The sequence below is a fragment of the Aliidiomarina minuta genome, assembly GCF_003987145.1.
Lineage (GTDB): Bacteria > Pseudomonadota > Gammaproteobacteria > Enterobacterales > Alteromonadaceae > Aliidiomarina > Aliidiomarina minuta.
Genome location: NZ_PIPL01000003.1, coordinates 35,504 through 47,640 on the forward strand (window position 1 = coordinate 35,504; position 12,137 = coordinate 47,640).

12 protein-coding genes are annotated in these 12,137 nt (G+C 50.8%); 4 read left to right on the top strand and 8 right to left on the bottom strand.

The annotated features are described in order from the left end of the window. Positions 1 to 127 precede the first annotated feature (127 nt). On the top strand, positions 128 to 691 hold the full coding sequence (locus tag CWE09_RS11875) for a TetR/AcrR family transcriptional regulator (protein WP_126804274.1): 564 nt from the start codon (positions 128 to 130) through the stop codon (positions 689 to 691). Between the two features lie 3 nt (positions 692 to 694). On the opposite strand, the gene CWE09_RS11880 is transcribed toward CWE09_RS11875, so the two are convergent. Both CWE09_RS11880 and CWE09_RS11885 read right to left on the bottom strand, forming a co-directional pair. Beyond that, positions 695 to 1,306, bottom strand: a complete 612-nt coding sequence (locus CWE09_RS11880; RefSeq protein WP_126804275.1) for a thiol:disulfide interchange protein DsbA/DsbL — start codon at positions 1,304 to 1,306, stop codon at positions 695 to 697. Positions 1,307 to 1,322: 16 nt separating this feature from the next. After that, positions 1,323 to 2,774: a hypothetical protein gene (locus CWE09_RS11885; protein ID WP_126804276.1), complete on the bottom strand. Its 1,452-nt coding sequence runs from the start codon at positions 2,772 to 2,774 to the stop codon at positions 1,323 to 1,325. Positions 2,775 to 2,903: 129 nt separating this feature from the next. On the opposite strand from CWE09_RS11885, the gene CWE09_RS11890 reads away from it, so the two are divergent. Then, positions 2,904 to 3,212, top strand: a complete 309-nt coding sequence (locus CWE09_RS11890; RefSeq protein ID WP_126804277.1) for a hypothetical protein — start codon at positions 2,904 to 2,906, stop codon at positions 3,210 to 3,212. 10 nt (positions 3,213 to 3,222) lie between these two features. Here the strand turns inward: CWE09_RS11890 and CWE09_RS11895 are convergent, their stop codons facing one another. From CWE09_RS11895 to CWE09_RS11910, 4 genes are all read right to left on the bottom strand, one after another. Then, positions 3,223 to 3,816 carry a response regulator transcription factor gene (locus CWE09_RS11895; RefSeq protein ID WP_126804278.1) on the bottom strand — a complete coding sequence of 198 codons (594 nt, stop codon included), beginning with the start codon at positions 3,814 to 3,816 and terminating at the stop codon, positions 3,223 to 3,225. Then, positions 3,813 to 4,910, bottom strand: a complete 1,098-nt coding sequence (locus CWE09_RS11900) for a sensor histidine kinase (RefSeq protein ID WP_126804279.1) — start codon at positions 4,908 to 4,910, stop codon at positions 3,813 to 3,815. Before CWE09_RS11900 ends, CWE09_RS11895 begins: the two co-directional genes overlap by 4 nt. A 34-nt stretch (positions 4,911 to 4,944) precedes the next feature. Further along, entirely contained in the window at positions 4,945 to 5,622 is a 678-nt protein-coding gene (locus CWE09_RS11905; RefSeq protein WP_126804280.1) for a tetratricopeptide repeat protein, read from the bottom strand. 107 nt (positions 5,623 to 5,729) lie between these two features. Continuing rightward, entirely contained in the window at positions 5,730 to 6,926 is a 1,197-nt protein-coding gene (locus CWE09_RS11910) for a BaiN/RdsA family NAD(P)/FAD-dependent oxidoreductase (protein ID WP_126804281.1), read from the bottom strand. 122 nt (positions 6,927 to 7,048) lie between these two features. Between CWE09_RS11910 and CWE09_RS11915 the strand changes: the two genes are divergently transcribed. Next, positions 7,049 to 8,422, top strand: a complete 1,374-nt coding sequence (locus CWE09_RS11915) for a YfcC family protein (protein WP_126804282.1) — start codon at positions 7,049 to 7,051, stop codon at positions 8,420 to 8,422. 220 nt (positions 8,423 to 8,642) lie between these two features. Continuing rightward, positions 8,643 to 10,919, top strand: coding sequence for an Ig-like domain-containing protein (locus tag CWE09_RS11920; RefSeq protein ID WP_126804283.1), 2,277 nt, complete (start codon positions 8,643 to 8,645; stop codon positions 10,917 to 10,919). Here CWE09_RS11920 and CWE09_RS11925 read toward each other — a convergent pair. After that, the gene (locus CWE09_RS11925; RefSeq protein ID WP_126804284.1) at positions 10,916 to 11,695 is read right to left on the bottom strand and encodes a class I SAM-dependent methyltransferase; all 780 of its coding nucleotides are present in this window, start codon (positions 11,693 to 11,695) and stop codon (positions 10,916 to 10,918) included. The two genes, CWE09_RS11920 and CWE09_RS11925, sit on opposite strands and share 4 nt — an antisense overlap. Next, positions 11,685 to 12,134, bottom strand: coding sequence for a GNAT family N-acetyltransferase (locus CWE09_RS11930; protein ID WP_126804285.1), 450 nt, complete (start codon positions 12,132 to 12,134; stop codon positions 11,685 to 11,687). The genes CWE09_RS11925 and CWE09_RS11930 overlap by 11 nt, the downstream gene beginning before the upstream one ends. Positions 12,135 to 12,137: the final 3 nt, after the last annotated feature.

Here is a 12,137-nt window from a genome sequence, read left to right on the forward strand (position 1 = left end):
TCCTTATGAAGTCAGGCAGATAAGCTAAGCTCTATATTATGCCACAAGCCGGGCTTTGATTTGTGGCAATAGGTGTAAGCTTTTATTTCGCGATTACTTTAGTATCAGATGTACCGGAGGATTAGTTATGGTGAGCAAACAGAAGATTATTCAGCAGGCTTTGAAGCAGGGTGAAACAACTGGCTGGGAGCGGCTGACATTAGCTGACATAGCCCATGGTCTGGACGTCAAACTCGCGGAGATTCATCATCATTTTGCGCAAAAAGACGATATTGTAGATGCCTGGCTGGACTGTGCTGATCAGGCCTTGCTTAAACAGGCCCCCAATCCCGAATGGACAGGTTTAAGTGGTGCCGAGCGGCTGCACAAAGTGCTCTGGTTATGGCTTAGTAGCATGAGTGATTATCGTAAAGTGACCGGCGAAATGCTGTTGTATAAACTTGAACCGGGCCATGTACATCTGCAACTGGCGGGCATTTTACGTATCAGCCGCACAGTACAGTGGTTTCGCGAAGCAGCGGCCTTGCAGGCAAGCCACCTGCAGCGTATCGGCCAGGAGCTGGCGTTAACCAAGCTATTTGTAGCTACTTTTGTGCGCTGGCTCAACGACAGCTCCAACCAACAACAGCGCACCTATAAATATTTAGAAAAAAGACTCGCCGCTGGTCAGCGCCTGAACCTGTGGAAATAGAGATTAGTCTTTGTTTGCCAGATAGGTCGCGAGTTCGAGATAATCGTCAAAGAAGTTTGCACTGTTGCGAAAACCCTGTGGCAGCATCTGGTATTTGCCATTGACTATGTAAGTAGGTGTTCCCCGGATCTGATAGCGCTCCGCCTGCTGCAACATACGTCTACTCAGGGTGCGGGTCTGGAAACTGTTCAATGTATTTTGAAAGTCTTGTGCTTCAACACCTATAGCGAGAAAAGCATCCTCTACGTCCTGCAAGGATTCAGTGCGCTGACGTTGTTCAAAATGACGATCGAAGATTTCACGGCTGAAAGCCGCCTCAACAGATAACAGCTGCGCAGTTGCCCAGGCTTTAACCATATCTTCCTGCATGCCAGGAGGACTTAAAAATTCGACGTGAAATTTATGTAAATCGCCATCAAACTGGTTTTTCAAAAGCTGGTTAAAAGCCTGGTACCGATAACAGGTGGCGCAGTAAAAAGAGAAAAACTCCAGTATCTGCGTGTCATCAGTGCGCTCTTCGGCGACCACCTTATAGTGCAGGTTTTCTTCAAACTGGATTGCAGCCACAGCGCTGGCGCTGAATAAAAGCAATATAGAAATGAACAGTGGTTTCATAAATAGGTCCTGATAATCAATGGATCTGAATACTCAGTGTGGAATCCTGGTAGTTAAGATCTACCGGATTCTCACTGGTAATAATCAGGCCTTCTACATTCAGGCCTAAGTTTTCTAAGGTGCAGCCCGACAGGCCTTCGCAGAGTTGCGGCAGGTCGGTAACAGCAACTTTGAACAGTATTTCACCCCTGTGTAGTTCCTGAGTGTTGATTAGTGCCGGTACCTGCTGCGCTACCAGACGCACGCCGTGCGAATAAAAGGTCAGATTTTCAGCCCGGCCTAACAGGATAATATTTTCCTGAGGGCGCGACATGCCAGCGGGACCGCTGCTGAAATTAATATCACTTTCAGGTTCCTCATCTTGCATTGAAACCTGCATCCGCAGCTCCACCCAGGTTGAGTGTTGTTCTGTAAACTCTCTGACGCTGGGTTGTGCGCTTCTCATCGACTGACGTTCCGCCCAGGCCACCCAGTGGTTGAAGTCATGTCGGGCAAGTACGTCGTTGGCTTGAGTCAATGCCACTTCAGCATTGAAATCGGTAAAGTCTGCCAGTATGTGCTGCAGATGACGGCCTTCGGCCAGCGGTGTTTGCCAGTCTTCTTCAAAGCGGGTCAGTATAAGCGCTAAACTGGCGCCGGTATGATAACCCGCTGCCCATAGATCCATTTGCTCCTGTATACCGTCCGGTGAACCCTCAAGACTCTGCTGCAAATGTTCGGTTAATGCGGAGGAATCTCCGGCACGGCCGAAGACTGCTTTCAAGCCCATCAGCTGAGCACTACCCTCCATACGTTCACTATTGCGCTGCAATTGAATTGCCGAGGGTGGCATGATTTGTTCGCCAACCAGACGTAATGTCAGGTAATCGTGAGCAAAATCATGTGATTCCTGGCCGGATAGGTTCAGCATGTGTTGCAAAAGGCGCTGTTGCATCCGTAGTAAAGCACGCACTGTGTAGGCTGAAAACACCTCATCATCTACATGGGGCTGACTGCCGGGAGTGAAATGCTGCTGTTGATAAGCGTGGAAGGCTTCATGCACCAGCGTGCTTAAATTATTACGTGAGTCGGGCTGCAATTGTACCGCGGTGACCTGGTAGTTTTGAACTGGATAACTGAGTACAAAGCCGCTTTCCAGGCGCGGCAGACTGCCCGGATAAAAATAAGAACGGCCGCGCAACATAGAAGGCAGTAAGTCATCATCGACTTGTTCATAACCTGCAATAGGTTCTTTATCGGTGATGAGCAAGGCTAGTTCATCAACGCGATATAACAGGAAGGGCTCATTTGCAGACCAGAACCCTGGCCATACATCAGCTACCAGCGGGGAGCGCTCTGCAATGTAGGCCGCAGAGTTGACCAGTGACTGCTCAGCGTCCGTCAACTGAATTTCGCTCGAGGGGCGGCTGCTGCAGGCGGTTATCGCCAGCGAACAGAGCAACAACATAAATAATCTGGGCACAGGCATGCAAAACCGCACTCTGATGTTCCTTAAGTAAGGTTGTTAAATTCATGTAACTCTAGCAACTTAGTAAGGAACCGACAATAATGTGCTAAAGTTTTGTGAGTAAAGTAATAGTTAACAGGTGAAGTAGTTATGGGTCAGTACAGCTCTGTTCGTGATAATGCATGGGTGAAAGGTTTTGTATATGCGGCAGCTGCTGTAGCGCTGGTTGTGTTACTGGTATTTCTGGCGGTCCGTTTATTGCCCATGCAGCAGGTCGCCATGTTCTGCGCCTTGCTTTTGTTGCACCTGGGCACAGCGCTCATTCTGGTACCCGCTGCGATCGCCAGACTGTTGCGCAAACGGGGTTTTGACAGCACTCAGCGCATGGGGTATCAGGTGCTCGGCGTAGTGCTTATTTTGATGGGTTGGTTACAGGCCTGGACGCTGCTGTGGAGCTAGCGACTTGCGGTTACAACCAGCCTTTTTGCTGAGCGATGCGGGCCGCGTCAATACGATTGCTGGCGGCCATTTTTGCGATTGCTTCAGATAAATAGTTACGCGCCGTACCTTCAGCAATAAAGAGTGCGGTAGCTATATCGCTGGTGGATTTGCCCTCGGCTGCTAATTTCAGCGCTTTGCGTTCTTTATCGGTCAGCGGATCCTGCTCACCAATAGCTAGCATGGCCAGTTCCGGATCAATCACCCGTCTGCCTTGTAAAATATCATGCAGGGCTCGCAGTAAACTCTCTGTGGAGGCATCTTTTAATAAAAAGCCGTCGACTCCAAGCTTCAGCGCGCGTTGCACATAACCGGCGCGGCCAAAAGTGGTCAGAATGACCACTTTACAGGCATAGTGCTGGCGCACATGCTGTAACAATTCAAGGCCGCTAAGCTGCGGCATTTCGATATCGGTGAGCACTACATCAAAGTCTTCTTGTTGCAGGCAAAGCATTGCCGCCTGGCCATCACAGGCTTCGACCACTGTAGTTTCATTATCCATACGCAACAGGGCCGCCAGGGCGCCACGTACCATATTCTGATCTTCAACCAACAGAATCTTCATGCGTCATGCTCTTTTGTTGTACTCGTCAAAGGCAATTGTAAAGTGATACAGATCGCATCGCCATGGTTAATATGCAGCTTGCCTTGCAGCAGCTCAATGCGCTCTTGTACCCCTTGTAGCCCATTGCCTGGGGTGAACTCGATACTGCTGCCATTGTCACAGATTATAATCTTATGTCCTTGTGTATCTTCGCAGAACTCAAAGCGTACCTGGTCGCCTTTGCTGTGACGCAATATATTGGTCGTTAGTTCGATTAAAATCATAACCAGCGCGGTTTCGGCCAGCGGGTTAAAGTCGGGAATCGGTCCTTGCACTGTCACATTAAAACCTTGCGTTTTAAGTTGCTGACTTAGCTGTTCAAGTTCATTTTTTAAGCCCTGATGGCGATAGCCGGTGACGCTATGCCGGACCTGATTGAGGCTCTGTTGGCTGACAGCTATCAGTTCCTGTAGCTCATTGCGTGCTGCCGTGGTGTCTCCTTTGCTTAATAGTTTCTCAGCCAGCTCGGCTTTGAGCGCAATGCTGGATAAAGAGTGACCGAGCAAGTCGTGCAAATCACGGGCAATGCGTTCACGTTCCAGCTGCTGTCCCAGGTTCTTTATTTCATGGGCGGACTTTTCGTCGCGGCGCTGAGCAGACTGTCGGTGACGCTCAGCTACGCCAATGGCAAAAATGCCCGGAAGCAAAATGCCGGAGAAGTAGAAAAACTCAATAGCGTCGACACTCAGAGTTCTCGCCAGCAACAGGATCCAAAGAATCTGCAGTGCACATAACGGAAGTGCTACGCGGAATCTGAAGGCAAAACCGGTGAAAAAAGCAGTATAAGCAAAAAGTGCGACGGACCCGTAGTTAATCGGGGTAATCAGGCTGGCCAGGATCCAGATACATAGCGCGGGCAGCCAGACTTTGTGTTGAGGGGCCCGGAAAGCCCAGAAGTAGCAGGGCAGAAAAAGGACTAAGACAACACCAATAGCGAGTAGCTGCAAACTGCTGTAGTCGACAAAAAATACAGGCAGCAAATAAAACAGCAGGTTAAACAGATAGACCCAGCTAAATTTCAATTCTGACTGTCGGGTTGCATTGGAAATCAGCATGACGTTGCCTTAGTTAAGCTATAGATTGACAGGACTACTGCTGAGCCAGCATATACTGGGCCCAGCCATAATCAGGGTTCACCTGTAATGCCTGCTGCCAGTGTTGCCGCGCTGCATCGGTATTACCCTCTTGCAGCTGAAACATGCCCAGCCAGGTATAGGCTTCAGCATGGCCCCAGCAAATATTACTACAGGGTTGTTCGAATAACCGCACCGCCTCTTGCATATGACGTTTTGCTTTTTTGGCATCACCACCAAAAGCAGGGGGTGTGTAGAATGCCGACATTCCCTGTACCAATTTGACCCGGGGATTATCGGCTGCCAATTCTTCCGCCTGGGTCAGGTGCCGCTCTACTTTCTTACCCAGAGTGGCTAAGTCAGACGATGACTCCACCCCGATTTGCATGCCATAAACAGCAGCTAACAAAGCGTGGCGTTCGGCATCCGGCTGCTCCTGAAGCTGTTCCTGCAACAATACCGCCGCTTGTTTAAGTGCCTGCTTAGCCTGTTCCTGCTGGCCCATAATGCTGGACACCACCGCCAACCGATAATTGGCATAGGCCAGTGCATAGTCACTTTCGGCATCTTTGCTGTATTGCTGCAAAGACACTAAATCAATGCGATCTGAAGCCCGTTCAATATCTGACAAAGTATGAGCAAACCCCGTGCCTGAAAGGCATAACAAGGCTGCACTAATCATTAACGTTTTCATTTGATATCTCCTTTATACACGCCATTCGTGTGTAAAGAAGTATGGCGACAGACAAAGCATCGCGGCAGGCACAAATGTCACCAATAAGGAGTGACATTTGTCATCAGTTAAACCGCCTCCCCACAGACCCAGGCGGATGACCAGGCCCACTGGAAGTTGTAGCCGCCTAGCCAGCCGGTGACGTCGAGCACTTCGCCGATGAAATAGAGGTTTGGCTGTAGTTTGCTTTGCATGGTTTTAGAACTGACCTCATCCACATTGACGCCGCCCAGGGTGACTTCCGCAGTGCGGTAGCCTTCGGTGCCGTTGGGTTTTAACTGCCAGCCGTTGAGTGTGGTGGCGATGTCGTCGAGTTGTTGGTGGCTGTAGTCGGCCAGGTTCTTTTGTGGCCATTGTTCGCGGGTAAGTAACACCTCAGTCAGGCGCTTGGGAAACTGTTGCTGTAACCAGCTTTTCAGGCCTTGTTTAGGCGAGTTCTGCTTAGCCTCGCGCAAGGCCTGCTGAGCGTCCATGTCAGGAAGAAGGTTGATGGTCACGGCTTCGCCGGCTTTCCAGTAGGAAGATATCTGTAAAATAGCCGGGCCGCTGAGACCGCGATGGGTAAAAAGCATGGCTTCTTTAAAGCTGGCATCGTCATTGCTGGCCTGGATCTCTGTAGCCAGGCCGGATAAATCAGCAAAAGCATCTTTGTCCTGTTCGTGCAGGGTGAAAGGCACCAGGCCGGCACGCACGGGTTTTATCGAGTGGCCAAACTGCTCGGCGAGCTGGTAGCCCAGCGGAGTAGCTCCCAGCTTGGGCATGGAAAGGCCGCCGGTGGCGATCACCAGGCTTTTGGCCTGGTAGTCGCCCTGACTGCTTTGTATTTCGTAGTTTTCATTGTCATAAGCAACCTTCAACACTTCCGTGCGCAGTTGCACTTGGGCGCCGGCGTCTGAGCATTCTTTAAGTAACATACGCACTATGTCTTTGGCACTGTCGTTGCAGAATAACTGACCCAGGGTTTTCTCGTGCCAGGCAATATCGTGTTTGTCGACCTGGGCAATAAAGTCCCATTGAGTGTAACGACTGAGTGCCGACTTGCAAAAATGCGGGTTGCTGGAGATGAAGTTCTCCGGGGTGCTATACATATTGGTGAAGTTACAGCGGCCACCGCCTGAAATCAGAATCTTCTTGCCTGCCTGTTTAGCATGATCCAGCACCAGTACTGAGCGTCCGCGGCGTGCGGCGGTAGCGGCGCAGTGCAAACCGGCGGCACCTGCGCCTAAGATAATGATGTCGAAGAAGTTTTGCTCATGTGCAGGCATTCAGATGTCTCGGGTCAGTGTTTAAAATCGCTGACTATTCTAGCATGGAAGACAATTAAATTTGCGTGAAAGCGCCAATTTGCATAGTCTAGAGCGCGTTTAAATTTTGGGAACATAGGTGTATGTCTAAAATAAAAATACCTCACACGCTAGTGCTCATGTTCATGATGATGATGGCGGCACTGGTTTTAACCTGGGTCCTGCCAACGGGATCCTTTGAGCGTCAGATGGTCGATGGCCAGACCGTGGTCACGCCGGGCAGCTTCGAATTGCATGAAGACGCCGAAATTCTGGGGCCGCAAACCTTATTGACCGTAATTCCCCGTGCCTTAGCGGCGGCTCAGGATGTCATATTCTTTGTCTTCCTGATCGGTGGTGTATTGGGCATTATCCGGCACACCGGTGCGCTGGATGCGGTGATTGGCAAAATGCTGCAGAAATTTGGCGATCGTATGGGACTGCTGATTTTTAGTGGCATGTTCATTTTTGGCCTGTTCTCCAGCCTGATTGGCATGGCTGCTGAATATGTGGTTTTTGTCGGCCTCCTCGTTGGTTTGTGCAGGGCTATTAAACTGGATGCCATGGTGGCTATGGGCATACTGGTGGTCGGTTACGGCGTGGGTTATGGTTTGTCGCTGTTCAACCCTTTCACCGTGGTGATCGCTCAGGCCATTGCTGAAGTGCAGCCAGGCAGTGGTGCCTGGTTACGTATTGCGCTGTTAGTGCCTATTTTCCTGGTCGGTTTCCATCATGTGTACAGTTACGCAAAAAAGGTCAAAGCGGACCCTAAGAACTCTTTGCTGTACGACGTACCTGGCGACGAAGTGATTTCCGACCCAGATGCTTACCCGGACTTCAACCGTACTCATATCATGGTGTTGGTGGCTTTTGGTCTGACACTGGCAACCCTGGTGTATGGTATTAGTCAGCAGGGCTGGTACCTGACTGAACTGAGCGCTTTGTTTGTCGGACTGGGCATAGCTACTATTTTCATTGGGCGCATTAAATTTGATGAAGCGGCACAGAAGTTCATTGATGGTGCAGCGCAGCTAACCGCGACTGCTTTACTGGTCGGCTTTGCCCGCTCCATCGCGATGATTCTGGAAGATGGTCAGGTGCTGGATACGGTGATTTATTACCTCTCGATGCCTATCGACATGATGGGCAGTTATTTTGGTGCGGTTGGCATGTTGTTGATTCAGTCGTTGCTGAACCTCTTCATTCCGTCCGGTTCCGGTCAGGCCTTTGTAACCATGCCGATTATGGTGCCTATTGCAGATACTGCAGAGATAGGGCGCCAGGTGGCCGTACTGGCCTTCCAGATGGGCGATGGCTTTATGAACATGATAGTGCCCACCAATCCGGTACTAATGGGCATACTCGGCCTTGCCGGCATTCCTTATGATCGCTGGTTCCGCTTTATGGCGCCTTTGATGCTGAAGCTACTGGTAGTCTGTAGCCTGGCGCTGATGTTTGCGGTGTTGGTGGGGTATTAATTGACCCGGTATTTCATAGAGTAAGAGCTTAGCCGAAAGCCAGTCAGTTTAACTGACTGGCTTTTTTAATGAATTATCCTCAGCCCAGACAGACGCTGACTTTCTCCTGGTAACAGAAGCTTGTCAGGATTAATAAACTAGCGCATGGTTTCAGTATGTATAAAAGCACCAATAAGTGGGTATAATTGGAATCACGTTATTATTTGCAGTCAGGAATGCTATGCGACACGGATTGATAGTTTTAGGTACGCTCTTTTTACTGAGTGGCTGTTTTGCGGGAGCTGACTCGGATGATGAGGCGGAGAGTGAATTTGCGCAGATGATGCGAGTGGTCAACGATGAGCCACAGAGCCTTGAGTTATTGTCGGAAGATAGTGACTATGAATTAGTCAGCGTGGGATCGCCAGAGCATGGCCAGCTTGAGGTGGATGGCCGGGTTATTACCTATACTCCATCACCTGGTTTTGCTGGGGTGGATGCGTTGACCTATCGGGTAGTTTTGGACGATAAACAGCAACAGATTAATCTCAATATTGATGTCGTACAGGAAGTGACTATAGCCGGACGTGTTTTTGATCAGCCGATACCTTATGCACGGGTGACCACTGAGTACGCTGGTGAGTTGTTAGAAACTGAGGCGGATGCTCAGGGTTTTTATGAATTCACCTTCGACATACAGGATTTGGAACTGGACGATACTCTGATCATAAAAGCTCGTGGTGTCAGCCGGGTAGCGCAGGAAGATGTCAGTTTGCAAACTATTATAGTGCCCCCGGCCCGTTTACTTTCTTTGATGAACGACGAGCGCCGGGTGACCCGTGAGCAGTTGAATGACGTCCAAATCACTCAGTTAAGTACCGCCTATTCCGTTATGGTGCTCAGAGGCATCGCCTCTGCGTCTACGCTTAGTCAGGAAGAAGTTGATCAGCGCTCTCAGCAGCTTGACCCGGACCAGTTAATCCACATGGCCGGAGTGATTAAACTGTTGGTCGACGACAGTGCCTTTCGTCTGCCCAGTGGTTACGGCCACGTATTGCAGCTGTTGCAAAGCGAAAGCGGTTATCAGAATTACCTGAATACACTACTGCAGAACGGCGAACCCGGAGATGATCTGACGCGGGCGATCACCCACACACTGCGGGATGACCAGGTGATGCCGCAGTTCGCATCTGATGACTGGGCTGCTTCTTACGTATTGACCCAGCCTGTGCATGCTGATTATACCCCGATGCATGCTAAGCAGGGCTGGAGGTTCATAGAGCTGGGCGATGCCGGCGATGGCCGGGCGTCGTCAGAAGGCGATTCAGCGCATCGCCTGCAATGGCAGAGCAATGCTTCAGGCGTGCAGGTAAACCTGATCCATCCGCGTGAGCAGGAATTTGAAATAAGCGTGCGCGAAGCCTTCGATCACATGCCTAACCGTGCAGAGTTGTGGCGCCTTTGGGGGAATATGGACAGACCGGTCACAGTTACCTTAGCTATTGATGAGCTGGAACTGATGCCATTGCGCCAGCAGTCGTCGGTTTTTGCCCCTGTGGTAGCACTGGAAAGTGGCTATTTCAAAGCATTCCAGTTTACTGCCCGGGGCCAGCAGCATCAGGTGGATGCGCGACCTTATGCGGGCAGTCGCAGCACTTATTTAATGTCCGATCGTAGTCTGCTGAGCGCACGGCCTGATTACTTTGCTGAGCATGGCATTGTAGGGAGCTGGGCGCTGGGCCAGACGGCTGCAGGTGGCCAGCAGGGCCTGGGCGAAGCGGATATTTTCAGGTTTTATCAGAACGGTAGCTTTAGCAGTGAGTTTCAGCAGCTATCCGGTGACTGGCAACTGAATGAAGATGATGGCCGCCTGACGCTGGAGTTTGCGGAAGGGCCGACGGAAATCTGGCAGGTCAGTTTTGCAGCCGAAAACATGGCTTCAGCACTGGTACGTACTGAAGAAAATGAACAGCTTAGCGAAGAGTTGCGGGTATTACTGCCAATAACACCGGGTTCCATCAGCCCGCGCCTGTTTATTAACAGCAGTAGTCAGCAGTTACAGGTGGTGGCCAGTGACTTTCTGAATCCGGGTTTTTATAATGCGCAGGGCGAGTTGCAGGCACATCCGGACTGGCGTGGTTATCAGATTACCGATGATAATCGGGGTTTTGCGGTAAGTTTCACTTGTGGTGAGCAGCTTTCACTGTATCGGCCCTGGTGCCAGAATAATTTCCGTCATCAAAATGAAGCGCCGATGAGCTGGACACAGGAGTCTGACGAAATGGCCATGCGTTTAGAGGATTTCAGCGATTTATGTGTTGCCGGAGATTGCCTGGAACAGCGCTGGAAACCCCTGGTGGATAGCGAAGACAGCTTTGTTGTGTTGGCATGGCAGCGCGTGTTGGTTGAAATCGAAGATGATCAGGAAAACCTGCAAGCGGACTGGAATAATGGCTGGAATATGCTGACAAGACCACAAATTCAGGTCATTACACCCAGACCTTTAGCCGGCCGTTAATAAGGCTGTTTGTTGTAGATATCAAAGCGGTGTTTTTTGCTGATCACCTGGTTGCTGGGGTTTTGTCCGCCCAGCACTGGGGCTTTCACCGGCCGCTTTACCACTACCCGGTGAGTCGCTAGCGCTAACGCCGCAGGTAATAGATTATCAGCATCCGGGTCGGCCCCGACCAGGTTTTGCAGCATCTGCATGTCTTTTTTTACCTGGGCTGATTTTTCCCGATGCGGAAACATAGGATCCAGATAAATCGCCATCGGAGGCTGGTTGCGCAAACTCTGCATGGTTTTTGAATCCAGTAAACTGCCACAAGGCAACACCTGAATATGAGTAGACATCCAGGATCCCGTCTGAGGATCCTGAGCGGCACGTTCGATAGCATTGGTCAGCAGTGCGTGAATAGCCGGGTGTCGCTCTAGCAGGCGTACTTCACAGCCTGCATGGGCCAGAATCATGGCATCCCGGCCCAGCCCGGCTGTGGCGTCCAGAATGCTCGGCCGATGGCCTTTAGCAATGCCCAGTGCCCGCACAATAGCTTCCTGACGCATGCCGCCAGCCTGGCGTCGCCAGGCTTGTTTGCCCCGAACAAAGTCGGGTAATAGCGGACTGGTTTTGGGTTGTTCCCGCCAGCGCAGTTGCAATCCCTGAGCTGAAAGCTCAAGCACAAAAGGATGTTCATTGTCCGCCACAGCCAACCCAAAACGTTGTGCCATAGCTGCCGCTGCTGCGCTAAATTCAGGTTCGGCGGCGATAAGCGGCACTTGCTGGTCAGCGATCATTACGGTACCTCATGTCCTGATGGGGTATGCCATCTTCCAGGTAATCGTCACCTTCGCTGATAAAGCCCAGTGAGGTATAAAAGTCCAGTAAGTAGAGCTGGGCACCGATAACGATTTCAGTGCATTGCTCGCGATTCAGAACCAGGCTCATGGATTCTTCCATTAACTGACGGCCTAACTGCTGACCGCGGGCATGTTCTGCGACCACCACGCGTCCAATTCTGGCGGGTTGTTCTGCGGAACCTGGACGTATACGGGCATAAGCTACCAGTTCATCCGCATGGTAGCCGAGCAAATGCAGCCAGTTCATATCATCGCCGTCGGCATCGGGGTATGGGCAGTTTTGCTCAACTACAAAGACATTCTGACGCAACGCCAACAAGTCGTAGAGTTGGGTCAGGGACAAGTCGCTGAATGCTTTCAGTTGCCATGTTGTCATCGC

Excerpts from the sequence above, each read along its gene's own strand:
- CWE09_RS11920 (WP_126804283.1), top strand. The coding sequence starts at position 8,643 with ATGCGACACGGATTGATAGTTTTAGGTACGCTCTTTTTACTGAGTGGC.
- CWE09_RS11890 (WP_126804277.1), top strand. The coding sequence starts at position 2,904 with ATGGGTCAGTACAGCTCTGTTCGTGATAATGCATGGGTGAAAGGTTTT.
- CWE09_RS11880 (WP_126804275.1), bottom strand. The coding sequence starts at position 1,306 with ATGAAACCACTGTTCATTTCTATATTGCTTTTATTCAGCGCCAGCGCT.
- CWE09_RS11905 (WP_126804280.1), bottom strand. The coding sequence starts at position 5,622 with ATGAAAACGTTAATGATTAGTGCAGCCTTGTTATGCCTTTCAGGCACG.
- CWE09_RS11895 (WP_126804278.1), bottom strand. The coding sequence starts at position 3,816 with ATGAAGATTCTGTTGGTTGAAGATCAGAATATGGTACGTGGCGCCCTG.
- CWE09_RS11875 (WP_126804274.1), top strand. The coding sequence starts at position 128 with ATGGTGAGCAAACAGAAGATTATTCAGCAGGCTTTGAAGCAGGGTGAA.
- CWE09_RS11915 (WP_126804282.1), top strand. The coding sequence starts at position 7,049 with ATGTCTAAAATAAAAATACCTCACACGCTAGTGCTCATGTTCATGATG.
- CWE09_RS11900 (WP_126804279.1), bottom strand. The coding sequence starts at position 4,910 with ATGCTGATTTCCAATGCAACCCGACAGTCAGAATTGAAATTTAGCTGG.
- CWE09_RS11925 (WP_126804284.1), bottom strand. The coding sequence starts at position 11,695 with ATGATCGCTGACCAGCAAGTGCCGCTTATCGCCGCCGAACCTGAATTT.
- CWE09_RS11885 (WP_126804276.1), bottom strand. The coding sequence starts at position 2,774 with ATGCCTGTGCCCAGATTATTTATGTTGTTGCTCTGTTCGCTGGCGATA.
- CWE09_RS11930 (WP_126804285.1), bottom strand. The coding sequence starts at position 12,134 with ATGACAACATGGCAACTGAAAGCATTCAGCGACTTGTCCCTGACCCAA.
- CWE09_RS11910 (WP_126804281.1), bottom strand. The coding sequence starts at position 6,926 with ATGCCTGCACATGAGCAAAACTTCTTCGACATCATTATCTTAGGCGCA.